This is a genomic window from Ensifer sp. MJa1 (assembly GCF_037026475.1).
Lineage (GTDB): Bacteria > Pseudomonadota > Alphaproteobacteria > Rhizobiales > Rhizobiaceae > Ensifer.
Genome location: NZ_JAKUMO010000005.1, coordinates 80,441 through 104,475 on the forward strand (window position 1 = coordinate 80,441; position 24,035 = coordinate 104,475).

Sequence of the window (24,035 nt, forward strand, 5' to 3'; positions counted from 1 at the left end):
GATGGATCATGTTCGCGACGGCGGCTGTGTTGCTTGCGCTCGGCGCGCCGGCGCGCGGCTCCGACCAATGGCTGCCCGTGCGCGAGATCTCACTGGAGCTTCGCCCCGGCAGCCCGCTTGATTTTACCTCACTGTTGCCGAACGGGACGATCGACGGTGATCACCGCCTGATTGCCGGAAACGATGGGCGGCTTGCCTTCGCCAAGTCACCGGACAAGCCCGTCCGGATGCTTTGCGCCTCACTGGCATGGAGCCCGGCCTCCGGCGGATTTCCAGACCACGATACGGCAGACCGTTATGCCCGGCAGTTGGCAATGCGCGGATACAACATCGCGCGCCTGCACTTTGTCGATGCCAGCCTGATGTTTGGCCGCGACACGGATTTCGACTTTGACCCGGAGACACTCGACCGCGTTCACTATCTGCTGGCCGCGTTGAAGAGGAACGGCATCTACTGGATCGTCGACGGCCTTTCGTCGCCACGTGGCGCCTATGGCGGCTTTGACGATCGCTGGGATGTCGGTGGCGACCTGAAACAAGCCCTCTACTTTGACGAAAAGGCGTTCGCTCACTGGAAGCGAATGCAGGAAACCATCCTCGGCCGGGTAAACCCTTATACCGGGATAGCGCCGATCCGCGACGATGCCTTGGCCCTTGTCATTCTCGCCAACGAGAACGGCCTTGAGTTCGACGGTGTCGTACGCGACCGGCCGGGCAGGGTGCCTTACGATGCCGTACTCGCGACACCTTTCAATGACTGGCTGGCGGCACGCTATGGTTCGACCGAGGCGCTGGCAAATGCCTGGCCCGACCTTCAGGCCGGCGAACGGCTCGAAGCGAGAACGATCGCGCTTCCCGCCGATCGTTACGCCGACAGCCCGCGGCTGCGTGATCTCCAGGCCTTTTTCGTCGAGACCGAACGGGCGGCCATCGCGCGGATGAGCGCTGTGCTGCGCGGGCTCGGCCATCGCGGGCTGATCAGCACCTACAACAACTGGCCGACGATCCAGACGGCACTAAGCCGTCGCGACCTCGAAGCCGTCACCATGAACACCTATCACGACTGGGTCAGTGGCTATGCGCCGGGCAGCACGACGACCCAGACGAGTTCGATCGCCGACGGCGTCAATTACATCAGGATGATCGCCGCGGCGCGCTGGCTCGGCAGGCCGTTCGTCGTCAGTGAATATGATCATCTCTTCTGGAACCGCTACCGCTACGAGGCCGGCTTGGCGATGCCGGCTTACGCGGCGCTGCAAGGGTGGGACACACTTTGCCGTCATGGTCATGGCCCGATCGTACTCGCCTATGGCGAACCCTTTGCGCACAAGAAGGCGATGCTTCCTTATGCCATTGCGCTCGATCCGGTCGCGCGCGCCGGTGAAACCCTGGCAGCCCTTCTTTACCGACGCGGGGACGTCGCGACATCTGGTGTGACAGTGCCTTTTGCCATGCGCGGCGAGGAAGACCTCTCCGACGACATGCAGGCGCGCGAGCCGGAGTTTCTGACCGACCTCGCCCTCATCGGTCGGATCGGCCTTGAGGAGGCAGGCCGGATCGGCGAGACCGATGCGGTAACACAGCCGCGTCGCCAGAGCACGGATGACATCCTCGAGGTCCTGCGCGAGCGCGGCGTGCTTGCCGGCAACAACAGTACCAGCGTTGATGCCGGTATCTACCAAAGCAGCACCGGAGAAATCCTGCTGAACCGCTTTGCCGGGCAATTGCAGGTTTCGACGGACGCGACGGAGGCTGCCGCCTTCTCGTCGATGCGCGAACCGCTGGATCTTGGGGTGATGCGCATCGAAAGGGCCGATGGCAACGGGCTCGTCGCGCTCTCGGCACTGGATGCCGAGGCATCGCTGGCAAAGAGCCGCCGCTTGCTGCTGATCTTTGCGACCGATGCGCAAAACACCGACATGGTCTTTCGCGACACCGAGGAGAAGGTGATCGAGGATTTCGGGCGTCTTCCGGTGCGCATTCGTGAAGGCTACGTCGATCTCACCCTCGCCAGAACCGTAGCCTCCTGGAGTGTGTCGCCTGTCGGCCTCGACGGCACCGTTCACCCCGCGGTCGCAAGGGGCAGCGGGCCTGTTGCATTCCGTCTCTCCAACGATCTCCCCTTCGGTCCGACGACCTACTTCCTGCTTGAACTGCGCTAGGCAACTTTCGAGCCCGACGATGGCCGGACCAATGAATGGCCATGATCTGAGCCTATTCTCTGTGCTTCGACTGAAGGGAGGATGTTATGAGAATATCAGAAGCCATGCACCCGGGTGCCCGCTGGATCTCCCCCGACACGGATCTCTCCACGGTCGCGCGGATAATGCGCGACGACGACATCGGCGCTTTGCCGGTCGGTGAAAACGATCGACTGATCGGTATGGTCACGGATCGCGACATAGCGCTGCGCGCGCTCGCCAAAGGTCGAGATGCCGCCTCGATGACGGCACGCGACGTGATGACGAGGGACATCGTTTACTGCCGCACCGATGAATCGATCGAAGACGCCATCCATCTGATGGAAAAGAAGCAGGTTCGTCGCCTGCCTGTCATAAACAAGGACAAACGCATGGTTGGCATGCTGTCGCTCGGCGACATATCCCACGCCACCAGTCGCGAACTGTCGGGTGAACTGACCAGGGCAGTCTCGGCGCACCACGCCTGAGAGGATCCCCGCTGCGCTGATCACATCGCGGTGCCGGTAAGATGGCGCCGCGATGTGCCGCGTCTCGGGCCGGCCGCGATCAGAAACGGTAGCTGATGCCGGTGCCGATCAGCCACGGGTCAAGCTTGACCTTGCCGCTGACTGAGCCTGCACCGGGCAGGGTGGCGTTGACCTCCGGCTCCAGGAACAGCTTTTTCACATCGAAGTTCAGGCCCCAATGTTCGTCGAGCTTGATGTCGACGCCCGCCTGGAGCGCCACGCCAAAGGTGTTCTTCATGTTGAAGCTCGAGAAATCGCCGCGAGGCTTCTCGTTGTAGAACACCGTGTAGTTCACGCCGGCGCCGACATAGGGCTTGATCGTGTCCGTCGCGTTGAAGTGATACTGCAGCGTCAGCGTCGGCGGCAGCAGCCAGGCCTTGCCAATCTCACCCAGCCCGGCGATCGAGCCGCTGCCGCGCGCCGTGTGCGGCGTCGTGCCGAGGACCAGTTCGGCGGCGATGTTGTCGGTGAAGAAATAGGTGATATCGAGTTCGGGCACGACCGAGTTGCTGACGCCGACCTTCTCGCCGTCGAGCGCGGTGCCGTTCAGGGAGAGCGACGCCTTGTCGTCGGGCAGCACGGCGAGCGCGCGGGCGCGGATCATCCACGGGCCGGGCTCGCTCGCAAGCGGCATTTCGGGTGCTGCCACTGCGCTCGGTTCGGACAAATCCGCCGCCACCGCGGTCGAAAGCGGTGCCGCGAGTGCGGCGAGGACGATGGCAGATAGCAGAGTAGCGCGCGTAGGCATGATTTTTCCGGACCCTAAGTGACATTGAGCACCGCCCGTCGGGCGTGCGGCCACGGGACTCCGTGGCCGGCGGCACTATGTTCAAGACGGGCTTCTCAAGGGTTGTCCTGGATCAATGCGCGCGCGAATCGCCAAGTGCTTGGGGATAAATACGGATTCGTCGAAAGCAGCGATATCTGCGCCAAGTCGTTGTCAGGCAGGCATGCGCGGAATGCTGGCAAGCAGCCTCTGTGTATAGGGATGCTTTGGGGCTGACAGAATGTCGCGGGTCTTGCCGCTTTCAACCACGGTGCCGCGCTCGAGAATGACCATTTCTTCGCAAAGGGCGGCGACGACGCCGAGGTCGTGGGAGACGAAAACCAGCGTCAACTTTTCCGAGAGCGCCTTGAAGAGTTCGACGATGCGGATGCGGGTGGAGAGATCGAGGGCGCTCACCGCCTCATCGGATTGTCGTCCACAATGGAATTCGCTCGAAAATTGCAAAATGCAACACGTCGATAAAAGGATTCGACAGGTGCGGGATTCTGATATATCGCATGATTAATCGTTTAATCATGCGATAGCGGAAACCAATGCCTTGGCGCGTTCCGGACCAAAACTGACGAGGATTGCCAGAACGCTGGGCGTCTCCGCGGCGACGGTGTCCAACGCGCTCTCCGGCAAGGGCCGGGTTTCAGCCGAGATGGTTGAAAAGATCCGCGCGACCGCTGCCGAACTCGGTTATGTGCCGAGCCAGGCGGGCAGGGCGCTCAGGACCGGGCGCACCGGCGTCCTTGGCCTCGTGCTCCCTGATATCGCCAATCCGCTCTTCCCGCAGATCGCCCAGGCAATCGAGCTCGCCGCATCCTCCTCCGGCTACGGCGTGCTGATTGCGGACTCGCGCGGCGACGTCTCGACCCAGACCAAGGCGATCGAGCGGCTGATCGACCGCGACGTCGACGGCCTGGTGATCGTGCCCAGGCGCGGCACACGCATCGCCGATGTCGGCTGTCCGGTTGCCGTCATCGACACGCCTTCGACGCCTGGCAACACGGTAGCTGCCGACCATTGGGGCGGCGGTCGGCAGATTGGCGAACATTTGAAGGCGCTCGGGCACCGCCGCGTGCTGATCGTCGGCAACAATCCCGCTTCCAACGTGCAGAACGATCGTGCCGGCGGTATCCGCTCGGTCTTTGGCGAGGGCTGCCACACCGATACGCTCTGGATCGAGCCGCTGGAGAGGATGAATGGCAAGGGCTGTCCTCTCGGGCTCGCCGAGAAGGTGGCCGAAGGTTACACCGCCTTTGCCTGCATCTCCGACCTGCATGCGCTTCGGGCGCTCACCGAATTGCAGCGCGCCGGCATCAAAGTGCCGGAAAAGGCGAGCGTCACCGGTTTTGACGACCTGATCTGGGCGCCGGTGATCACGCCGGCTTTGACGACCGCCCGCATGGACATGACCGAGATTGCCGCGATCGCGGTCGCAGCGCTCGTCAAGGCGATCAGCGAGCGCGACCCGACCGATCCACAAATCGGTGCGCCGGTTACGGCTGAGACGTCGAAGGTTCCGATGCACCTGGTCGTCCGGCAATCGGCCGCCGCACCGCTCGGCTCTCAGCCCATTCATACACCCACCACCGCAGCCACACCCGTCATCGAAGGAGGACACCAGCCATGAAGAAGTTCCTGCTTGCCTCGAGCGCGCTCTTGCTCGTCGGCGCCACTGCCGCGTCTGCTCAGGAAAAGACGCTCACCATTTCCGTCTACGGCTTTGCCCAGGACGCGTTCAAGGAACTGGTCTACACGCCGTTCGAACAGAAGTGCGGCTGCAAGCTCATCGTCGAGACCGGCAACAGCGTCGAGCGCCTGGCGAAGATGGAAGCCAACAAGGCAAGCCCGGTCGTCGACATGGCCGTCGTTTCGATGGCCGACGCGCTATCCGCCACCCGCGCCGATCTCATTGAAAAGATCGACACGTCGAAGCTTTCGAACTTCAACAAGCTCTATGACCTGGCCAAGGATCCGAACGGCGACGGCATGAGCGTCGGCTACACCTTCTACGCCACCTCGATCGTCTATCGCTCGGACAAGATGGAAGTGAATTCCTGGGCCGACCTCCTGAGCGATGAGAACGCCAGCCACGTCGCCTTCCCGAACGTCACCACCAACCAGGGCCCGCCGGCGCTCTACATGGTCGGCGAAGCCATCGGCAAGAGCACGCCGGACCTGAAAGAAGCGATCGCCGCCGTCGGCGCCAAGAAGGATGATATCGTCACCTTCTACGTCAAGTCCTCGCAGCTCGTGCAGCTGATGCAGCAGGAAGAAATCTGGGCAGCCCCGATCGGCCGCTTCTCCTGGGAAGGCTTCACCAAGCTCGGCCTGCCGATCAAGTGGGCAACCCCGAAGGAAGGCCAGACCGGCGGCATGAACGTCATGGTGCTGACCAAGGGCAGCAAGAACCAGGACCTCGCCCTTCAGTTCATGGACTTCTGGCTCTCGACCGAAATCCAGACGGCACTGGCCGAAAAGCTGGTCGACAGCCCGGCCAACAAGGAGGTGAAGGTCTCGCCCGAGATCGCCGAGAACCTGACCTACGGCGAAGAGACCGTGAAGAACCTGAAGCTGATCCCGTCGGCCGTCGCTCTCGACAATCGCGAAGCGTGGCTGTCGGAGTGGAACGCGCAGGTCGGCCAGTAAGCCCAGAGACCGAACTCCACCGGCCGGCCCTGTCGGCCGGTGGACGCTGCGGCGCCTGTGAAGGTAGGCCGCGCCAACGAATGCCTTGAAAGGAAGAAGGATGTTCCAGAACCGCGCCGAAGCCCTGGCGCTCGCTCTGCCCGCAGCGGTCTTTGCGGCGATCGTCTTTCTGGCGCCGGTGGTGATCCTGCTGGCGGAAGGCTTTCGCAGCGCCGACAGCTGGTCGCTCTCGGCCTATACGGCCTTCTTTTCCGACCCGCTGAACCGCACGGTGTTCCTGCGCACCTTCCGGCTCGGCCTGATGGTCACCGTCGTCTCGGCGGTCATCGGCTATGCCGCAGCCTTTGCCATCGTCAATCTGACGCCGCGCAACAAGGGGCAGATGATCGGCCTCGTCGTGCTGCCGCTGATGATCTCGTCGGTTGCCCGCACCTATGCCTGGATCGTCATCCTCGGCCGCACCGGCATCGTCAACCAGGCACTGCAGCTCGTCGGTCTCTCGGACGAGCCGATCCGCTTCCTCTTTACAGAAACGGCTGTCTTCATCGGCCTGTTGCAGCTTTTCCTGCCGCTGATGATCCTGTCCTTGATCAGCGCGCTTGAAAACATGCCGAAGGATGCGATCCCGGCGGCCCGCGTTCTTGGCGCCAACTGGTTCCAGGTGTTCTTCAAGGTGATCTTGCCATTGACCAAGGAAGGTCTCGTGATCGGCGGCACCTTGGTCTTCACCGGGTCTCTCACCGCCTATATCACGCCGGCCATCCTCGGCGGCTCCAAGGTGCTGATGCTCGAAACGCTGCTCTACCAGCGCGTCACTGTCGCCAATGATTTCGTCGCAGCCAGCGTCATCGCCTTCATCCTGATCGTCATGAGCTTTGCCGCCAATCTTCTCCTGAAACGGCTCGCTACCGCGAGGAACAAGCGATGACACCGCGCGTCTTTACCCCACTCGTTCTTTTCCTGGTGATCGGCTTCCTGATCGGGCCATTCTTCATCATCGTTGCAGCCTCGCTGTCGGGCGGCGAGACGCTGGCTTTCCCGCCGCAGGGCTTCTCGCTCAAGTGGGTCGCCAAGGTCTTCACGGTCGAGAGTTTCCAGGAAAGTTTCGCGATCTCGATGCTGCTTGCGATTGGCGGTACGGCGGCCGCGCTCGTCCTCGGCGTTCCCGCCTCCTACGCCCTTTCGCGCTACAAGCTGCCGTTCGGCGAGACCATCCGCACGATCGTCTCTCTGCCGATCATCGTGCCCGGCATCATCGTCGGCCTGGCGCTTCTGCGCTACATCGTCGTGCCCTTCGGCCTCAACATCACGCTGACGCTCTTCCTTGCCCATACGGCGCTGGTTCTGCCCTATGCGGTGCGCGTCGTCTCGGCGAGCCTCAACAACCTGCGCTCCGATATCGAGGAGGCGGCGGTGCTGCTCGGCTCCTCGCGCGCCGGCGCCTTCTTCCGGGTGGTGATGCCGAACATCCGCAGCGGCATTCTCGCCGCCTTCATCCTCGGCTTCGTCACGAGCTTCAACCAGGTGCCGGTGTCGCTCTTCCTCTCCGGTCCGGGCGTGCGCACGCTGCCGATCGACATGCTCTCCTACATGGAGATCACCTACGATCCGTCGGTCGCAGCGCTCTCGGCACTACTCGCCTTCATGTCCATCGGCATCGTCTTCCTTGCCGAACGCTTCCTGGGATTCTCTCGCTATGTCTGACGCAGCCTTCCTCAGCCTTGAAAAACTGACGCTCGCCTATGGCGACACCGTTGCGGTGAAGGATCTCGACCTTTCGATCCGCAAGGGCGAACTGGTGGCGTTCCTCGGACCGTCCGGTTGCGGCAAGACCACGACGATGCGCTCGATCGCAGGTCTGCTGTCGCCGGCTTCCGGCGCGATCAGGCTCGACGGCGCCGACATCACCCGCGTTTCCGCCAACAAGCGCTCGGTCGGTCTCGTCTTCCAGTCCTACGCGCTGTTTCCGCATCTGACTGTATTCGAAAACGTCGCCTTCGGCCTGCGGCTGAAGAAGCTCCCGGCGGTCGAGGTCGAAAGCAAGGTCACGGCCGGGCTGAAGTCGGTCGGGCTTTCGAAGTTTGCCGCCCGCAAGCCTGGTGAGCTCTCGGGCGGCCAGCAGCAGCGCGTGGCACTTGCGCGCTCGATGGTGATGGAGCCGAAGGTGCTCTTGCTCGATGAGCCGCTGTCGAACCTTGATGCCCGCCTGCGTCTCGAAATGCGCACCGAGCTGCAGCGGGTGCAGAAGGAAACCGGCGTGACGATGATCTTCGTCACCCACGACCAGGGCGAGGCCCTGTCGCTTGCCGACCGCATCGTAGTCATGCTCAACGGTGCGATCGAGCAGATCGGCACGCCCGAGGATATCTACAACCGCCCGGTCTCGCGCTTCGTTGCCGATTTCGTCGGCTTCGAGAACATCTTTGCCGTCGAGAGCGGCAAGCTCAAGGCCGGCAACGGCCCGATCGATCTTTCCGGATCCCTGCCGCCTGACACGGCGGGGCTTGCGTGGCGTCCGCGCATGGTGACCCTTGGTTCAGGTCCTTTCCATGGCACCGTGCGCGGAGCCTCTTTCTCCGGCAGCACGCGCGAGTATCTGCTCGACACACCGCTCGGCGCCATCAAGGCCGAGGAAGATGCCGCATTGGCGGCGCGCGAAACCGGCTCTACGATTGCCTTCGATCTCCCGGTCGACAAGGCTGCGTGCCTCAAGAAGTGCGGGTAACCGCATATGGGTGTCTGGATCGATACCGACATGGGCTTCGACGACATCGCCGCGGTGCTCGTCGTCCTTGATGCCGGCGAAGAAGTTGATGGCGTCTCGCTCGTATTCGGTAACACGCCGATCGATCAGGTGAAGCGCAATGCCGCAGGTGCAGCGCGTGCCTTCGGCTGGAATTTTCCCATCCACGAGGGTCGCTCCCTGCCGGTGCTCGGCAAGCTCGAAACCGCCGAACGCATCCTCGGCGAGGCCGGCATGCCGACGGCCGGGTTGACGCTGCCGGAGGTCGACGCCTTGCCGGTAAGCGATGCGTTCGCCGCACTCTGCGCGTGGCTCGAAGAGGAGGGGCCGAAGCGTATCCTGGCGCTCGGGCCGCTCACCAACCTGGCAGCCCTTTGCCTGGCCCGCCCGGACCTTGCCGCCCGGATCACCGATCTGACCTGGATGGGGGGTGGTGTGACCAGCGGCAACCACACGGCGTCCGCCGAGTTCAACGCCTTTGCCGATCCGGAAGCGCTTGCGATCGTGTTTTCGCACGGCCTGCCGCTGCGCATGGTCGATCTCGATCTCTGCCGCAAGGTCTTTGGGTACCCGGACGACGTCGCGCCGATCCGCGCGGCCGGCGGCGCCAATGCAGCGCTGCTCGCCGATTTGCTCGCCGGCTACATCTCGATCGGTACCAGCCGAGGCCGCCCGGGCATGGCGATCTACGATCCTTGCGCCGCCGTTGCCTTCGTCAATCCGGGGGCGATCTCCTTCCGCAGCGCACGCATCGACGTGGAGCTCGGTGGTACGCTCACCCGTGGGCGCACCGTCGTCGAAACCCGGGCGAGCCACGCGACCTTCAACGCCGACTATGCCGTCGACGCCCATGTCGAGACGACACGAGCACAGATCCTTGGCGCACTGATGCGGGAAGCGCAGAAATGAATGCCGTAATTGAGCCTCAGGACCTGATCGATGCGACGCTCCGCACCCGTGCCGTCGCCGCGGCGCGCGGTGCCGCGCCGTTCGATGTGCTCATTGCAGGCGGAACCCTGGTCGACATGGTAACCGGCGAGCTTCGCCGCGCCGACATCGGTCTCGTCGGCCCCCTCATCGCCAGCGTTCATCAGCCGGGCGCCCGCACCGACGCAGCATCCGTCGTCGATGCGAGCGGTGCCTTCGTCTCGCCGGGCCTGATTGACACGCACATGCACATCGAAAGTTCGATGGTGACCCCCGCGACCTATGCCAACGCGGTGCTGCCGCGTGGTGTGACGACCATCGTCTGGGATCCACACGAATTCGGCAACGTCAACGGGGTTGCCGGCGTGCGCTGGGCTGCGGACGCAATTTCGAGCTCGCCCTTGCGCACCGTCCTGCTCGCTCCGTCCAGCGTGCCCTCGGCACCGGGGCTGGAACTGGCCGGTGCCGATTTCGACGCCGAGGCCATTGCCGACATTCTGCGTTGGCCGGAAATCGGCGGCATTGCCGAGATGATGAACATGCGCGGCGTCATCGACGGCGAGGCGCGCATCAGCGCCATCGTTCAGGCAGGGCTTGCCGCCGGAAAGCCGGTCAACGGCCATGCCCGCAGCCTTGCCGGCGCCGATCTCCAGGCCTTCGTCACCGCCGGCGTCAGCTCCGACCATGAGCTCGTCTCTGGTGATGATCTGATCGAGAAGCTGAGGGCAGGGCTTTCGATCGAGCTGCGCGGCTCGCACGATCACCTGCTGCCGGATTTCGTCAAGACCATCAATGCGATGGGGCATCTTCCTCAGACGGTAACGCTCTGCACCGACGACGTCTTCCCCGACGATCTCGCCGGCGCCGGCGGCCTTGATGATGTCGTTCGACGGCTGGTTCGTTATGGCCTGCCCGCCGCATGGGCGCTTCGGGCGGCAACACTCAACGGTGCGATCCGGCTTGGCCGGCATGACCTCGGCCTCGTGGCGCCGGGTCGCCGGGCGGGTATCGTGATCTTCGAGGACCTCGTCGCGTTTCGTGCACGCACCGTCATCGTCGACGGCAGGGTGACGGCCGAATTCGGACGGATGGTCGAGCCGGTCACTGACATTGATGTGGCGCCGCTGCATGGCACGATGAAGATCGCGCCGCTTTCGGAGAATGACTTCCGCATTCCGGCAGATGGCACGAAGGTGCGCCTCGCAACCATCGACCGGCCACGCTTCACCCAGTGGGGCGAAGCGATCGCCGAGGTGGAAGGCGGCTTTGTCGTTCCGCCCGAAGGCACAACCCTGATCGCGGTCGCCCATCGTCACGGCCGCGCCGACAGCCGCCCGCGTGTGGGTTTCCTGTCGGGCTGGGGCAACTGGCGCGGCGCCTTTGCCACGACGGTCTCGCATGACAGCCACAACCTCACCGTCTTCGGCGGCAATGCCGGGGACATGGCTGTGGCCGCGAATGCGGTGATTGCCGCCGGTGGCGGAATGGCCGTCGCATCCGGCGGCAAGGTCGATGCGCTCCTGCCCCTGCCGCTCGCCGGATTGGTCTCGGAAGAGCCTTTGGAAGCGGTCGCCTCCAGTTTTGCCGAGCTTCGCGACGCGGTCGGCCGCATCGTCGATTGGCAACCGCCCTATCTGGTGTTCAAGGCCTGCTTCGGTGCGACGCTCGCCTGCAACGCCGGCCCGCATCAGACCGACCGCGGCATCGCCGACGTGACGACGGGCAGGGTCATGGAAAGCCCGGTCCTCGAGGTTCTTGAAGCATGACTTTTAAAGGTCGCTGAAGCAAGGCGGCCTGTGAACCATGGGTCATCCGCCTGGCGGATCACCTCAATGTTCAAGAAAATGCGCTAAATCATTGATATCGCGCCATTTCGACTGACTTTATGCGTCTTCTCCGGGCGATATTAATCCGCGCCGGCCAGTTCCTGTTCCGCCAGGGTCGACCAGAAGGCAACGCCCGGGCCGATCGCCGCGTCGTTGAAGTCATAGGCGGTGTTGTGGTGGAGCGCGCCGTCGACGGCGGGACCGTTGCCGAGCCAGACATAGCAACCAGGCACTTCGAGCCCGAAGAAGGCGAAGTCGTCGCCTGCGGTCGAAGGCGGAAACACCGTGCGGGTCTTCTCACCGAAGACGGCGCGTGCGGCTTTCAGCGCCCGGGCGCTGGCATCGGCCACGTTGACGACGGGCGGAATGCGCCGCTCGAACTCGTAGTCAACGGAAATTCCGTACATCTCGGCGGTGCCGCGGGCGAGCCGGCCGATCTCCGCTTCGAGCTGGTCGCGGACTTCGGGCGTATAGGCGCGGGCCGTGCCGCCGATCTCGACGACATCCGGGATGACGTTGAGCGCCTTCGGGTCACCGGCACGCACGGAGCAGGCACTGACGACGGCGGGCTGCAGAGGATCGACAACGCGACCGACGATGGATTGCAGCGCGGCGAGGAAGGTGCCTGACGCCGTCACCGGATCGCGGCCGAGATGCGGCTTGGCACCGTGGGTGCCGACACCGCGGAAGGTGATGCGCCAACTGTCGGACGAGGCAAGCTGCGGCCCCGCGACCACAGCCATTTCGTCCGGGTCGAGACCGGGCATGTTGTGCAGGCCATAGACTGCGTCGCAGGGGAACAGTTCGAACAGCCCATCCTCGACCATGCGCTTCGCACCGCCGCGCCCTTCTTCGGCCGGCTGGAAGATGAAATGGACGGTGCCGGAGAAATTGCGGGTCTTGGCCAGATGGCGTGCGGCGCCGAGCAGCATCGTGGTGTGGCCGTCATGGCCGCAGGCATGCATCTTGCCGGCTTCACGGGACTTGTAAGGGCGGTCGGCGATTTCAGGCATGGCAAGCGCGTCCATGTCGGCGCGAAGCCCGATCGCGCGCGTGCCATTGCCCACCTGCAGCGTGCCGACCACTCCGGTTTTTCCCAAGCCTCGGTGGACCTTTAGCCCCGCCTCTTCAAGCGAGTTGGCAACAAGCTCACTGGTACGCACCTCCTCGAAACCGAGTTCGGGATGGGCATGCAGATCGCGACGGAAGTCGGTGAGGAAGGAGAGGTCGTCAACAATTCCGTCCGGCAGGCGCATATCAGGCATTTCCCATGTTGCATCGGGCGAAGGGGCTTGTGAATTCCGCGTGCTTTGCGCGGCCCGCGCTGCCCTTTCGGTTTGATAGAAGTCGCAAACGGTATAGACGAAAACGGCCGGAACCAGAACAGCAAGCCGGCCTTTTTGATCGCCTTTCATTTCAGGCGAGAGCGTGCAGACGAGGACCGGACCGATGCAGCCCCACGATTTCTGGCAGGAAATCTATCCGCCGAAAAGCTTCGATGTTCAGGCAGGTTATCGCGATTTCTTCCCGGCCTCTCTTGGAGACGGGCGCCAGATCCTCCTGCCAATCCGTCCGCTCGCCGACGGCAAGCATGCGCTCGCCTCGCTGATCGTCAATCAGGCGAGCTTTGCGGTCGAGGACGCGCTGGCAACGGAACTTGCAGCAAAGCTTGCAGCCTATGAGCCCGATGTTGTCGCCGGCCTGCCGACGCTTGGGCTGACGCTTGCGTCAGCGGTCGCGCGCAAACTTGGCCACAGCCGCTACGTGCCGCTCGGGACATCCAGGAAATTCTGGTATGTCGATGACTTGTCGGTGCCGCTCTCCTCGATCACCACGCCCGATCAGAAGAAGCGTCTCTATGTCGATCCGCGCATGCTGCCGCTGCTTGAAGGGCGGCGGGTGGCGCTGATCGACGACGTGATTTCCAGCGGTACGTCGATCCTGGCGGGGCTTACCCTGATGGAAACCTGCGGCATCGAGCCGGTCGCGATCGGCGCCGCCATGCTGCAGACCGAGCGCTGGCGTCAGCCGCTTGCCGATCTCGCGCCGCACTGGCCCGAGCGGGTCGTCGGGGTTTTCCAGACACCGATGCTTCAGCGCAACGACGACGGTAGCTGGTGCATTTCGTAGGTGCGCCGCAACGCAGGCCAGTTACAGAAATTCTCGGCGAATGTCGGAGAGTCCCCGCGACGATGCCAAAGCTAACAAATCCAAGTAGTATCCGTGATGACCGAGTACGGATGCATTGATGATTCCCTTAGCGTTCGTAATTGAAACAGACCAAAAGTTGCTCGAAAAAGACATCCCACTTCACGCGCGGCCGTTTCATGTCGTCGTTGAATGGATGCGCCAAAATGGTATCGGGGGAGGTTTGATGGCGCCCGAGATTTGGACGCCACTGAATGCGGCCTACGACCAACTGTATCCCTCGAGCAAGCGCTACATGCCTCCGATGTTGTTGGGCGGAGTGGGTTTTCGCGACCGGATGTACGCCGCCAGAGTAAATGTCGGTTTTGGCCAATTCAAAATAGTTTTCCTAGAATGCATTGATATTCCTAAGCATGAACTGGAAGTCATTTGGAGACACAGACCGGCGGAGGTTTTCCGTGCGACATACGCTGTGGCTGATCTCTGGGATTTTGCCTATGGAACTGAGGGCCTCGGAAGAGACCTAAGTAGCTTCCATGGTCAACTCTGGAACAATGCACGTAGTGCTATCACCAGTGCAGCGCAGGACTTGTCGCGTGATCATGCGTTTGATCTGTCGGTCCAGTCATCGTGCATCGCAGCCGAGCTCGCGATGAAGGGAGTTCTCGCATACAGAGGTTGGCCGGAGAGCGAGATCAGGAAACTAAACCATGATCTGCCAAAGATAGCTGAGGCCATTATAAAGGAGGCGCCTTCCAGTACGGATGTGCGTTTGATGCAGGCGTGCGGAGTGTTTCCGGGCTACGCGAATTCGCGCTACAAACAACATGGCCTGAGCAAGATTCAGTTAATCGAACTAGCGATGCGAGCGCAGTATGTCGCAGCCGATGTGTTGCGTCGGGTTTCGCAACGAAACATCGGTGGTGATCTGGAGAACCGGGGCGACTTACCACCTCGTGGTGATCTGATCTAACAGATCGGTTGCGTCGTTGGGATGGACCTACCTTTCTGTGCAGACTACCGGGCGCAAATTTGGTCACGCCCGGCTTTTGGGTTCTACTTCGCCGGCCGCACCTGATAGTAGACCGTCGACGGAGCACCTGCCTTGGCGATCGTGTAGACGTCGTAGGATGCCTTCGGGTCATTGCCCATGCCGAGCGAACCTGCGGGCATGCCGGGCACTGTGATGCCGGCGATGTCGGGTTTCTCAGCCAGGAGCTTCTTGACCGCTTCAAGCGGCACGTGGCCCTCGATGACATAGCCGTCAACGAATGCGGTATGGCAGCCCTCCATGTCGGCAGGGACCGCAAAGCGCGCCTTGATGACCGACATGTCGGCCTCGTCATGAACCTCGACCTTGAAGCCGGCGGCCTCCAGCGCCTCCGCCCATTGCTCACAGCACCCGCATTGCGGATCCTTGTAGACGGCCATGGTGCCGGTGGCCGCGGCTGCTCCTGTCGCAAAGAGGGTGATGCCCGCGATCGTGCCGGCAATGAAATGCCTGCGAAATACGTTCATCGAACACTCCTTTCCATTTGATAGTCTCGGATATTGTGAGCCCCGGGTCGCGCGAAGTCGACCGGGGCCGCGGTTCACAGTTACTTGACCTCGGTCACCGTCAGCTTGCCGTTGACCCGGTCGGCGACGAATTCGATCGACGCGCCTTCCTTGAGCTTGGCAAGCACTGCTTCATCGCCAACGCGGAACACCATGGTCATCGCTGGCATGTCGAGGTTCTTCAGGTCCTCATGGTCGATTGTGACCTTCTTGGCCTTGGTGTCGACCTTCTTGACGACGCCCTTGGTGAACTCGGCTGCCTGTGCGGGAAGGGCAAAGGTGGCGGTGGAAATAGCGAGCGCGAGAGCTGCGAGGAGTTTGCCTGCGGTCTTCATGGTTTTCATCCTTTCCTGCGATCGGGGTTACTTCTTCACGACGTCGAGCGGGCCGTGCATGCCGGCGCCGTAGTGGCCGGGCACCAGGCAGGCGAACTCGAAGGTGCCGTCGTTGGTGAAGGTCCAGTAGATGTCGCCGGACTTGCCCGGTTCGAGCCGGATGGCGTTCGGATCGTCGTGCTCCATGTCCGGGAACTTCTCCATCGTGATCTTGTGTTCCTGGATCGTCGCCTTGTCGTCGAGCACGAACTCGTGCGCGAGTTCGCCGGCGTTCTTGATGGCGAAGTGAACCGTTTGGCCCTGCCGCACCTTGATCGTCGAGGGCGTGAAGATCATCTTGCCATCGTCGGTTTCCTTCATGGTGACGCGGATCGTCTGGGTCGCCTTGGCCTTGTCGCCGGCTTCTCCGACGGAGACTTTGCCGTGGCCGCCTTCGTGGGTGCCTGACGCGAGCGCTTGGGAGGAGAGGGTGGAGGCGACAACGAGCGCCAGTGCGAATGCTGTTTTCTTCATCGTATGGTTCCTGGTCGATTTGAGAGAGTTCACAACAATCAGCCGAGCCGTCATGGTTTCGGCGTGATCACGGTCTTGGCATCGTTTACCCGCGTCGCTTCCGGCAAGTCGCCGGTCCACTCGAAGGCTTGCGTCCCGGGCGGGTTCTCGTACCAGCCGGGGTCGCTGTAATCGCCGGCGGAGATGCCTTCGCGCACCTTCACCACCGAGAACATGCCGCCCATCTCCAGCGCGCCGTGTGGACCCCAGCCGGTCATCATCGGGATCGTGTTGTCAGGGAGCGGCATTTCCATTTCGCCCATGTCGGCCATGCCGGCCGTCCCCATGGGCATGTAGTCGGGCTTGACCTTGCGGATCTTTGCCGCGACCGATGTCTTGTCGGCGCCGATGAAGGTCGGGATATCGTGCCCCATCGCGTTCATCGTGTGGTGGGACTTGTGGCAATGAATTGCCCAGTCGCCCTCGTACTTGGCGTCGAACTCGTAGGCGCGCATAGCGCCAACGGGAATGTCGATGGTCACCTCCGGCCAGCGCGCCTCGGGCCGCACCCAGCCGCCGTCCGTGCAGGTCACCTCGAAGTCGTAACCATGCATGTGGATCGGGTGGTTGGTCATGGTGAGGTTGCCGACCCGCACCCGCACCCGGTCGTTCTTGGAAACGACCAACGGGTCGATGTCCGGAAAGACCCGGCTGTTCCAGCACCACATGTTGAAGTCGGTCATTTCCATGATGCGCGGGACGTAGGTGCCGGGCTCGATGTCATAGGCATTGAGCAGGAACACGAAGTCGCGGTCGACGCGCATGAAGTCCGGGTCCTTCGGGTGCACCACGAAGAAGCCCATCATGCCCATGGCCATCTGCACCATCTCGTCGGCGTGCGGGTGGTACATGAAGGTGCCCGACTTCACGAGGTCGAACTCGTAGACATAGGTCTTGCCAACGGGGATATGCGGCTGCGACAGGCCGCCAACACCATCCATGCCCGAGGGCAGGATCATGCCGTGCCAGTGGATCGTGGTATGTTCCGGCAGCTTGTTGGTGACGAAGATCCGGACGCGGTCGCCTTCGACAGCCTCGATCGTCGGCCCCGGCGATTGGCCGTTGTAGCCCCAGAGATAGGCAGTCATGCCATCGGCCATCTCGCGTTCGACCGGCTCGGCCACGAGGTGGAACTCCTTGACGCCGTCGTTCATGCGATGCGGCAGCGTCCAGCCGTTCAAGGTGACGACCGGGGTGTAGTCGGGTCCGCTGGTCGGCACGAGCGGCTTTTGCGTCTTGGCATTGTCCATGCTTGCCGCTTCAGGCAGGCCGGAGTTGGAGGTCTGGGCCCAGGCGGCCGTGGAAACGAGAGCAGCACCAGCGCCGAGGAAATGTCTTCTGTTGAACATCTTCTGTAATCCTTCTTAGTGCCCTGCGCCGCCAGCTTCCGCTGCCGCTGGTGCGGCTGACGCTCCGCCGGAGCCACCCGAGCCGCCGCCGTTGATCGCGGTCACCAGATCGGCGTCCGCGAGCCAGAAGTCGCGTTTCGCGTTGCCGGAAAGCACGGTCGAATTGACCTTCGCCCGGACGTCAGCCAGGAGCTCGAAGGTGCTGGTGATCATGCCGTTGTAGCTGAGCGTCGCCTCCTCCTCGATCTTGGTTCGCAGCGGCACGACGCTGTTGCGATAGTGGCGGGCGATCTCGTAGCGCGAGCGGTAGGCCTCATAGGCTGTCCGGGCCTCCGAGCGAATGTTGACCGCCTTTTCCGCCAATAGGTTTGCTGAGCGCATATGGGCGAGCTCCGCCTTGCGCATGCGTGCATTGCCGGTGTCGAAGATCGGGATGACGAATTCGAGCTCGAACTGGCCTGTCGTCTCGACCTTGGTTCCGTGGTCCTCTTGTTCTCTCTCCGCTTCCGCGCCGGCGACGAGCTCGAGGTCGGTCACGAGGCGGGTCGCCTCGGTCAGCTTGTAGGACTTCGCCACGGCCTCGAGATCGAGACGGGCGATCTGCAGGTCGACGCGCCGTTTCAGCGCCTCCGCTTCAATGCTGTCCTTGCGGACAAGGGCCTTCGGCAGGTCCGGCAGGCGGTTCGGGACCTGGTAGTCGACATCGGCGCCCCACAGACCCATCAGCCGCGTGAGGTTTTCCTTGGCAAGCCGGGCGGCAAGTCGTGCTTCTGCCGCTTGCCCCGCGAGTTCGGCATTGAAGGCATGCTCGCGTGCCTGCGTACCCTTGCCCATTGCGCCGGTTTCACCGAGCTTGGCGGCAAGTTCCGATGATGCATCTGCGGCAATCTGGGCCCGGTTCAGCTGCGCAACCGTTTCCCATGCCGCGACCGCTTCGATCCAGGCACGACGGGTTTCCGCGGCAAGTTCCAGCGTGCTGAGCGCGGCTGCGAGCTGCGCCTGGCGGAAGCGTGCGTCGGCAATGGCGATGTTCCGATCGCGCGTCAGAAGCGCGAGGATGTTGGTGGTGACCAGGCCCTCGATCGCCTGATAGGCGCGCAGCTCAGGCGTGCCGATGCCGGTCGTGCCGATCGAGACGGTGGGGTTGAGGAACAGCGTTGCCTGCCAGGCGTCCGCCGAGGCATCGCCCAGATCGGCATAGGTGGCCTGCAGGCCCTTGTTGTTGAGGAGCGCGATCTGGACGGCCGTGTCGGCGTCGACGGTCTTGCGCTTCAGGAGCGCCTTGACCTCGGCGTTGACCTTGTCGGCCTGTTCGCGGTTCTGGATCCAGACGCTTCTCTTCGTTGCGGCCGTCGCGATCTTGGCATCCACGGTGGTAAAGCCCGCGTCCTTGGCGGAGTATTCCGCATTGGTCGCGCAGCCGGCAAGCACGAGCGGCAGGCCGACGATGGCAACCAGCTTGATCCTGCTGCCTATCATGACGCGTCTCCCTTCTTGGGAGACTGGGCGTCATTCAACGGAACCCACGGCTTCGGCCCGATCGGCTCGCGGTGGGTATAGCCGGTTATGGGGCTGCGATACTCGAGCGGACGAATTCCGCTGGTGCTGTCGGCGGGATCGCCAAGGCTCGAGACCTCGGCAGGCAAGGTGGCAGCGCATCCGCCCAGAACGATGGGCAGGAGCGCCATGGAAAACAATCGTTTCATGGTTCAACCTGAAATCTGAATGACTGGAGATCGACGGCCGACCGGGACGAACCGGGCGGACTTGGAGCATCGCGCGTCACTTGGTGCGCGCGCGTCGTCGCGAAAGGACGATCGACTGCTGGTCACGTATCGGCCGCTTGCGACCAAGACGAAGCGGAATCGTCCCTGACCGCGAGACCGGTCAGGAATTTACGAAATCAGGTTCTTGGGGGTCGGTGCAGGTCGGCAAGCTCACCGGGCGCGGGCTGTGTTTGCGGACCGAAATTACGAATCGAGCGCGGAAGGATCGGTTGGTTGCCGCCGGCATCCGCCAGCACCGCGACCGCGGCGCAGAACGCCTTGCAGCAGTCCTTCTTCTCCGCTTTGCCACTGTCCTGAGCGGGCTTTAAATTGCCCTTGTCGGCGCTGAGGCAATGCTCGCTCATCGCCTTCGTGACGTCGCCGGAGGCGTGTTCCATCTGCATGGCGCCGTGCGCCGCTGCGTGCGTCATGCCGGATGCGGTGGAAAGGGGCAGCAAGGCCAGCGACAACATGACCGCCAGCTTCAGCACAATCAGCAAACGCAGATATGTGGTTCGCACCTTTTCCATGACCGATCCGTAAAAACGCCGACGATTCCTGTCAATGCCGCTTGCGCCTCGCACCGTCACGAATGCGTGAGACGTTGGCGAGCGTATGGCAGCACGTCATCCATGGCGCCGGTTGCGAACCGGATCGATGCCGCCGGCACCGAACCGGGCGGGCTCCGTCACCTTCGCCGGTGCTTTTCCGGCGTCGGCGAGGTCGTCGAGAATGGGACAGTCCGGGCGACCGTCGCCATGGCAATGGGCAGCGAGGTGCTTGAGCGTCCGGCTCATCGCCTTCAACTCTTCCGCCTTGCGCTCGAGGATCTCGACATGTTCGAGCGCGATCTTCTTGACCTCGCCGCTCGCCCGCGACCGGTCGCGCCAGAGTGCCAGAAGGTCGGCCATCTGCTCGACGGTGAAGCCGAGATCGCGCGAGCGACGGATGAAGCGCAGCGTATGGACGTCGGTCTCGCCATAGTTGCGATAGCCCGATTCACTGCGGTCTGCTGGCGGGATCAGGCCGATCGTCTCGTAGTAGCGGATCATCTTGGTCGAGACGCCGGAGGCGCGTGAGACTTCACCGATGTTCATGATTTCCAATCCCCTGGCCGCATTGGTCTTTCATTGAAAATATAAGCGCTCTCCCCGGTCTGTGCCACGTCGTAGCGCTGGCCGGGGAGAGCTTTGGTGTTACGCCGCCTGGCTTGCTGCAACCGGACGAAATGCTCTGAGACGCAAAGCATTGCCCAGCACAAAGACGCTCGACAGTGCCATGGCGCCAGCCGCAAAGATCGGCGACAGTAGCAGGCCGTAGGCTGGGTAGAGCGCGCCGGCCGCAACCGGGATCAGCACGGCATTGTAGGCGAAGGCCCAGAACAGGTTTTCCTTGATGTTGCGGATCGTCGCCTTGGAGAGCGCGATCGCGTTCGGCACGCCTAGGAGGTCGCCCGACATCAGCACCACGTCGGCGCTTTCGATGGCGACATCCGTGCCGGTGCCGATCGCAAGCCCGACATCGGCCTCGGCGAGCGCCGGCGCATCGTTGATGCCGTCGCCGACAAAGGCCACGGCCCGTCCGCCTTGCTTCAGTTTCTTCAGCGCTTCGACCTTGCCGTCGGGGAGCACTTCGGCGATCACCTCGTCGATGCCGAGCTTGGCGGCGATCGCTTCTGCCGTGCGGCGGTTGTCGCCGGTGATCACCGCGACCTTGAGGCCGAGGTCGTGCAGCATACGAATTGCTTGTGGCGTCGTTTCCTTGATCGGGTCGGCGACCGCGATGATCGCGGCAAGCTTGCCGTCGATTGCCGCATAGAGCGGGCTCTTGCCTTCCGAGCCGAGACGGGCGGCCTGTTCGGCAAAGACGGAGACGTCGAGTTTCAGCTTCGCCATCAGCCGGTCCGCACCGACATGGACGGCGCGACCTGCGACTTCGGCGCGGGCGCCGAAGCCGGGGATGGCCTCGAACTGTGCCGGCTCTGAAATCGCCACGCCCCTTGCCTTTGCCGCTTCGACGATCGCCTCGGCAATCGGGTGCTCGGAGCGGGTCTCGACGGCGGCGACAAGCGAGAGAACGGTGTCGCGCTCGAAGCCTTCGGCGGTTTCGAGGTCGGTCAGTTCAGGCCGGCCCTTGGTCAAGGTACCGGTCTTATCGACTGCAATGACGGTGGCGTTGCGCAGCGTCTGCAGCGCCTCGCCCTTGCGGAATAGCACGCCCATTTCGGCGGCGCGGCCGGTGCCGACCATGATCGAGGTCGGGGTGGCAAGGCCCATGGCGCAGGGGCAGGCGATGATCAGAACCGCGACGCCGTTGACGAGCGCGAAGGTCAGCGCCGGATCGGGGCCGAAGACCAGCCAGATGCCGAATGTAAGCAATGCGATGGCAATGACAGCAGGCACGAACCAGGCGGTGACGCGGTCGACCAGCGACTGGATCGGCAGCTTGGCGCCCTGGGCCTGTTCGACCATCTTGATGATCTGCGCCAGCACCGTATCGGCGCCAACCTTGGTCGCACGGAAGGTGAAGGAGCCGGTCTTGTTGATCGTCCCGCCGACAACTTCGCTGCCGGCCACCTTTTCGACCGGGACCGGCTCGCCGGTGATCATCGATTCGTCGACATAGGAGTTGCCATCAATGACGCTGCCGTCGACCGGTACGCGGTCGCCGGGACGCACGAGCACGGTGTCGCCGCTGTGCACATCGGCAAGCGGAACTTCAATCGTTTCGCCGTTGCGAAAGACACGGGCGGTCTTTGCCTGCAACCCCATCAGGTGCTTGATCGCCTCCGATGTCCGGCCCTTGGCGCGCGCCTCCAGGAAGCGGCCGAGCAGGATCAGCGTGACGATGACGGCAGCCGCTTCGTAATAGACGTTGGCGGTGCCCTCAGGCAGAAGATCCGGTGCAAAGGTTGCGACGACCGAATAACCCCAGGCAGCTGCGGTGCCGATCGCGACCAGCGAATTCATGTCCGGCGCGAGGCGGAAGAGGGCGGGTACGCCCTTCTGGTAGAAGCGCAGGCCGGGGCCGAAGAGCACCAGGGTGGTCAGCACGAACTGCAGGTACCAGCTTTCCTGCATGCCGATATTGGTCATGACAAAGTCATGCACGGCCGGAATGAAATGCGAGCCCATTTCGAGCACGAAGATCGGCAATGTCAGGATGGCCGCGGTCACCAGAGAGTGGGCGAGACGCCGTGTTTCCTGTTCGCGCTTCTCTCCCTCCTGGTCGACGTTCTCGGTGCCGGTAATTTGCTTGGCGTCATAGCCGGCAGCTCGCACCGCTTCTTCGAGTGCCGCGGCCGTTGCCATCCCCTTCGTGACACGCACCGAAGCACGCTCGGTCGCGAGATTGACGTTGGCTTCGGAAACACCCGGCACTGCCTTCAGCGCCTTTTCGATGCGCGCGACGCAAGAGGCGCAGGTCATGCCTTCGATAGTAAGGTCAATCGTGTCCTCGGCAGCGCCATATCCGGCGTTCTCGATCGCCTTGACGATATCGGCCGGCCTGGCCGTCGCGTCGAAACGCACGTCGGCGCGTTCGGTCGCCAGGTTAACCGAAGCCGAGGTAACACCGGGGACCGCGCGGATCGCCTTTTCGACGCGCGACACGCAGGACGCGCAGGTCATGCCCTCCACGGGGATGCTGGCGCTCAGGGCGGTGGCGGAAAGCGTTTCGGCATTGCTCGTTCTTATTGGGGTCACGGATCCCATGATCGCGCTCCTTGCATTTCTGTCTTGGACTGAAGATGGGGCTTCCAACGATGGGAAGGTCAAGGCCGCCGTTGAAATTTTTCGTGGGGCGGTCTTCTTCTTCTTCGTGATGCCAAAACCTATTCGAAGCAGCGCCAAAAACGCACGACGCGAACCCAAAATATCTTGGTCCATGGCGGCACGGAGGGGCTTGCGCTTCACCGGATGATCCCGGCCAGCGGCGAATCGGACTTCGCCTGAAATCGATACCCATCGCCCTGATTGCGAAGCTGTCTTCGCCTGGCGGGCCTGATTTTGCTTGAATCCCGGCCGATGCGACTTGGCACGGGCCTTGCAATCTCTGTTTCGGCGCAGCTGGTGGCTGCCGGATGGAGTGTTGGCATGAGCAACAGGCTTCTCACCTACAATCCTGAGACCGAGGTCGCAGACGGCCTTCTCATAATGGGCGTGCCGACGCGAGCGGCGCAGCCTCAGCCATCGACCGAGCTCGAGGAGCTCGAACTCGGCAGCGCCTTTCTCGAGGCCACGAGCAACAGCGAACTGGCCAGCGTCGTGAACCGGATTCTTCGCCACGGCGCATTGCTCGCCGGCAGGCCTATCAACCCGCAGGTCGTGCAGCATCTTGGATCGCGCCTAAACCGAGCCGGTCAATCCGTCAGGACTTTGCTGGCGCCGCCTGCGGGTCCATCCGACACCGACCCTTCCGAGGCGATGGAGCGCATCACCGGCGCCGAGCTGGAAGGCCTGAGCGACGAGGATAAGGAATTTGAAACTGCGCGAGCGTTCGTACGCTTCGCCATGGAGGCCGGGCGTCTCGCCGCCCGGGCGCCCTGGACCCATCCGCCAGCTGCGATTGCCACTGCCGCGGCCAGGGTCGCGGCACGTCGCCACGCACCGGGATTGGACTTCGTCCAACTTGTGCCGGGTTTCCGGGCGCGCCGCGCCATCAGACGTCAGAGCTTTGCTTGAAAACCCAACCCAGGAGAGC

General features: G+C 62.9%; 24 protein-coding genes. 12 read left to right on the top strand and 12 right to left on the bottom strand.

Annotated elements, in window-relative coordinates:
* The first annotated feature begins 8 nt into the window (after positions 1-8).
* Positions 9-2,162: a glycoside hydrolase gene (locus MKZ91_RS08920; protein WP_336170557.1), complete on the top strand. Its 2,154-nt coding sequence runs from the start codon at positions 9-11 to the stop codon at positions 2,160-2,162.
* 86 nt (positions 2,163-2,248) lie between these two features.
* On the top strand, positions 2,249-2,668 hold the full coding sequence (locus MKZ91_RS08925; protein ID WP_336170157.1) for a CBS domain-containing protein: 420 nt from the start codon (positions 2,249-2,251) through the stop codon (positions 2,666-2,668).
* Between the two features lie 79 nt (positions 2,669-2,747).
* On the opposite strand, the gene MKZ91_RS08930 is transcribed toward MKZ91_RS08925, so the two are convergent.
* Together MKZ91_RS08930 and MKZ91_RS08935 are read right to left on the bottom strand one after the other, a co-directional pair.
* On the bottom strand, positions 2,748-3,455 hold the full coding sequence (locus MKZ91_RS08930) for an OmpW/AlkL family protein (RefSeq protein ID WP_336170159.1): 708 nt from the start codon (positions 3,453-3,455) through the stop codon (positions 2,748-2,750).
* A 192-nt stretch (positions 3,456-3,647) separates the two neighbouring features.
* Entirely contained in the window at positions 3,648-3,890 is a 243-nt protein-coding gene (locus tag MKZ91_RS08935) for an ABC transporter ATP-binding protein (protein WP_336170162.1), read from the bottom strand.
* Between the two features lie 142 nt (positions 3,891-4,032).
* On the opposite strand from MKZ91_RS08935, the gene MKZ91_RS08940 reads away from it, so the two are divergent.
* The 7 genes from MKZ91_RS08940 (at position 4,033) to MKZ91_RS08970 (ending at position 11,567) form a co-directional block, all read left to right on the top strand.
* Positions 4,033-5,112: a LacI family DNA-binding transcriptional regulator gene (locus MKZ91_RS08940; RefSeq protein WP_336170164.1), complete on the top strand. Its 1,080-nt coding sequence runs from the start codon at positions 4,033-4,035 to the stop codon at positions 5,110-5,112.
* The gene (locus MKZ91_RS08945; protein ID WP_336170165.1) at positions 5,109-6,131 is read left to right on the top strand and encodes an ABC transporter substrate-binding protein; all 1,023 of its coding nucleotides are present in this window, start codon (positions 5,109-5,111) and stop codon (positions 6,129-6,131) included. Before MKZ91_RS08940 ends, MKZ91_RS08945 begins: the two co-directional genes overlap by 4 nt.
* A 100-nt stretch (positions 6,132-6,231) precedes the next feature.
* Positions 6,232-7,059, top strand: a complete 828-nt coding sequence (locus MKZ91_RS08950; protein WP_336170166.1) for an ABC transporter permease — start codon at positions 6,232-6,234, stop codon at positions 7,057-7,059.
* Positions 7,056-7,835 (top strand): ABC transporter permease, encoded by a 780-nt coding sequence (locus MKZ91_RS08955; RefSeq protein ID WP_104665158.1) that lies wholly within the window; start codon positions 7,056-7,058, stop codon positions 7,833-7,835. Before MKZ91_RS08950 ends, MKZ91_RS08955 begins: the two co-directional genes overlap by 4 nt.
* A complete protein-coding gene (locus MKZ91_RS08960) occupies positions 7,828-8,856 on the top strand; it encodes an ABC transporter ATP-binding protein (RefSeq protein WP_336170170.1) in 1,029 nt (342 codons plus the stop codon). The genes MKZ91_RS08955 and MKZ91_RS08960 overlap by 8 nt, the downstream gene beginning before the upstream one ends.
* Positions 8,857-8,862: 6 nt before the next feature.
* Complete coding sequence (locus tag MKZ91_RS08965) at positions 8,863-9,783, top strand: nucleoside hydrolase (RefSeq protein WP_336170172.1); 921 nt, start codon at positions 8,863-8,865, stop codon at positions 9,781-9,783.
* Positions 9,780-11,567 carry an adenine deaminase gene (locus MKZ91_RS08970; RefSeq protein ID WP_336170174.1) on the top strand — a complete coding sequence of 596 codons (1,788 nt, stop codon included), beginning with the start codon at positions 9,780-9,782 and terminating at the stop codon, positions 11,565-11,567. Before MKZ91_RS08965 ends, MKZ91_RS08970 begins: the two co-directional genes overlap by 4 nt.
* Before the next feature lie 140 nt (positions 11,568-11,707).
* Here the strand turns inward: MKZ91_RS08970 and MKZ91_RS08975 are convergent, their stop codons facing one another.
* Complete coding sequence (locus tag MKZ91_RS08975; RefSeq protein ID WP_336170559.1) at positions 11,708-12,883, bottom strand: M20 aminoacylase family protein; 1,176 nt, start codon at positions 12,881-12,883, stop codon at positions 11,708-11,710.
* A 172-nt stretch (positions 12,884-13,055) separates the two neighbouring features.
* On the opposite strand from MKZ91_RS08975, the gene MKZ91_RS08980 reads away from it, so the two are divergent.
* Both MKZ91_RS08980 and MKZ91_RS08985 read left to right on the top strand, forming a co-directional pair.
* Entirely contained in the window at positions 13,056-13,757 is a 702-nt protein-coding gene (locus MKZ91_RS08980) for a phosphoribosyltransferase (RefSeq protein WP_336170176.1), read from the top strand.
* 118 nt (positions 13,758-13,875) lie between these two features.
* The gene (locus MKZ91_RS08985) at positions 13,876-14,748 is read left to right on the top strand and encodes a hypothetical protein (RefSeq protein WP_336170177.1); all 873 of its coding nucleotides are present in this window, start codon (positions 13,876-13,878) and stop codon (positions 14,746-14,748) included.
* A gap of 83 nt (positions 14,749-14,831) precedes the next feature.
* On the opposite strand, the gene MKZ91_RS08990 is transcribed toward MKZ91_RS08985, so the two are convergent.
* From MKZ91_RS08990 to MKZ91_RS09030, 9 genes are all read right to left on the bottom strand, one after another.
* Complete coding sequence (locus tag MKZ91_RS08990) at positions 14,832-15,293, bottom strand: DUF411 domain-containing protein (RefSeq protein ID WP_336170178.1); 462 nt, start codon at positions 15,291-15,293, stop codon at positions 14,832-14,834.
* Between the two features lie 80 nt (positions 15,294-15,373).
* Positions 15,374-15,667: a copper-binding protein gene (locus MKZ91_RS08995; protein ID WP_336170180.1), complete on the bottom strand. Its 294-nt coding sequence runs from the start codon at positions 15,665-15,667 to the stop codon at positions 15,374-15,376.
* Between the two features lie 27 nt (positions 15,668-15,694).
* Entirely contained in the window at positions 15,695-16,180 is a 486-nt protein-coding gene (locus MKZ91_RS09000) for a cupredoxin domain-containing protein (RefSeq protein ID WP_336170182.1), read from the bottom strand.
* Between the two features lie 50 nt (positions 16,181-16,230).
* Positions 16,231-17,568: a multicopper oxidase family protein gene (locus MKZ91_RS09005; protein ID WP_336170183.1), complete on the bottom strand. Its 1,338-nt coding sequence runs from the start codon at positions 17,566-17,568 to the stop codon at positions 16,231-16,233.
* Positions 17,569-17,583: 15 nt separating this feature from the next.
* Entirely contained in the window at positions 17,584-19,047 is a 1,464-nt protein-coding gene (locus tag MKZ91_RS09010; RefSeq protein WP_336170185.1) for a TolC family protein, read from the bottom strand.
* On the bottom strand, positions 19,044-19,274 hold the full coding sequence (locus tag MKZ91_RS09015; RefSeq protein WP_336170186.1) for a hypothetical protein: 231 nt from the start codon (positions 19,272-19,274) through the stop codon (positions 19,044-19,046). The genes MKZ91_RS09010 and MKZ91_RS09015 overlap by 4 nt, the downstream gene beginning before the upstream one ends.
* Before the next feature lie 197 nt (positions 19,275-19,471).
* Positions 19,472-19,864, bottom strand: a complete 393-nt coding sequence (locus MKZ91_RS09020) for a hypothetical protein (protein ID WP_336170187.1) — start codon at positions 19,862-19,864, stop codon at positions 19,472-19,474.
* 96 nt (positions 19,865-19,960) lie between these two features.
* Positions 19,961-20,431: a Cu(I)-responsive transcriptional regulator gene (gene cueR, locus MKZ91_RS09025; RefSeq protein ID WP_336170189.1), complete on the bottom strand. Its 471-nt coding sequence runs from the start codon at positions 20,429-20,431 to the stop codon at positions 19,961-19,963.
* 99 nt (positions 20,432-20,530) lie between these two features.
* Positions 20,531-23,047: a heavy metal translocating P-type ATPase gene (locus MKZ91_RS09030; protein WP_336170191.1), complete on the bottom strand. Its 2,517-nt coding sequence runs from the start codon at positions 23,045-23,047 to the stop codon at positions 20,531-20,533.
* Between the two features lie 381 nt (positions 23,048-23,428).
* Between MKZ91_RS09030 and MKZ91_RS09035 the strand changes: the two genes are divergently transcribed.
* On the top strand, positions 23,429-24,016 hold the full coding sequence (locus tag MKZ91_RS09035) for a hypothetical protein (protein WP_336170193.1): 588 nt from the start codon (positions 23,429-23,431) through the stop codon (positions 24,014-24,016).
* Positions 24,017-24,035 lie beyond the last annotated feature (19 nt).

Bases quoted from the DNA above. Each gene is read 5' to 3' on its own strand.
- MKZ91_RS08920 (WP_336170557.1), top strand. From the start codon at position 9: ATGTTCGCGACGGCGGCTGTGTTGCTTGCGCTCGGCGCGCCGGCGCGC.
- MKZ91_RS08925 (WP_336170157.1), top strand. From the start codon at position 2,249: ATGAGAATATCAGAAGCCATGCACCCGGGTGCCCGCTGGATCTCCCCC.
- MKZ91_RS08930 (WP_336170159.1), bottom strand. From the start codon at position 3,455: ATGCCTACGCGCGCTACTCTGCTATCTGCCATCGTCCTCGCCGCACTC.
- MKZ91_RS08945 (WP_336170165.1), top strand. From the start codon at position 5,109: ATGAAGAAGTTCCTGCTTGCCTCGAGCGCGCTCTTGCTCGTCGGCGCC.
- MKZ91_RS08950 (WP_336170166.1), top strand. From the start codon at position 6,232: ATGTTCCAGAACCGCGCCGAAGCCCTGGCGCTCGCTCTGCCCGCAGCG.
- MKZ91_RS08955 (WP_104665158.1), top strand. From the start codon at position 7,056: ATGACACCGCGCGTCTTTACCCCACTCGTTCTTTTCCTGGTGATCGGC.
- MKZ91_RS08960 (WP_336170170.1), top strand. From the start codon at position 7,828: ATGTCTGACGCAGCCTTCCTCAGCCTTGAAAAACTGACGCTCGCCTAT.
- MKZ91_RS08965 (WP_336170172.1), top strand. From the start codon at position 8,863: ATGGGTGTCTGGATCGATACCGACATGGGCTTCGACGACATCGCCGCG.
- MKZ91_RS08970 (WP_336170174.1), top strand. From the start codon at position 9,780: ATGAATGCCGTAATTGAGCCTCAGGACCTGATCGATGCGACGCTCCGC.
- MKZ91_RS08975 (WP_336170559.1), bottom strand. From the start codon at position 12,883: ATGCGCCTGCCGGACGGAATTGTTGACGACCTCTCCTTCCTCACCGAC.
- MKZ91_RS08985 (WP_336170177.1), top strand. From the start codon at position 13,876: ATGATTCCCTTAGCGTTCGTAATTGAAACAGACCAAAAGTTGCTCGAA.
- MKZ91_RS08990 (WP_336170178.1), bottom strand. From the start codon at position 15,293: ATGAACGTATTTCGCAGGCATTTCATTGCCGGCACGATCGCGGGCATC.
- MKZ91_RS08995 (WP_336170180.1), bottom strand. From the start codon at position 15,667: ATGAAGACCGCAGGCAAACTCCTCGCAGCTCTCGCGCTCGCTATTTCC.
- MKZ91_RS09000 (WP_336170182.1), bottom strand. From the start codon at position 16,180: ATGAAGAAAACAGCATTCGCACTGGCGCTCGTTGTCGCCTCCACCCTC.
- MKZ91_RS09005 (WP_336170183.1), bottom strand. From the start codon at position 17,568: ATGTTCAACAGAAGACATTTCCTCGGCGCTGGTGCTGCTCTCGTTTCC.
- MKZ91_RS09010 (WP_336170185.1), bottom strand. From the start codon at position 19,047: ATGATAGGCAGCAGGATCAAGCTGGTTGCCATCGTCGGCCTGCCGCTC.
- MKZ91_RS09015 (WP_336170186.1), bottom strand. From the start codon at position 19,274: ATGAAACGATTGTTTTCCATGGCGCTCCTGCCCATCGTTCTGGGCGGA.
- MKZ91_RS09020 (WP_336170187.1), bottom strand. From the start codon at position 19,864: ATGGAAAAGGTGCGAACCACATATCTGCGTTTGCTGATTGTGCTGAAG.
- cueR (WP_336170189.1), bottom strand. From the start codon at position 20,431: ATGAACATCGGTGAAGTCTCACGCGCCTCCGGCGTCTCGACCAAGATG.
- MKZ91_RS09030 (WP_336170191.1), bottom strand. From the start codon at position 23,047: ATGGGATCCGTGACCCCAATAAGAACGAGCAATGCCGAAACGCTTTCC.
- MKZ91_RS09035 (WP_336170193.1), top strand. From the start codon at position 23,429: ATGAGCAACAGGCTTCTCACCTACAATCCTGAGACCGAGGTCGCAGAC.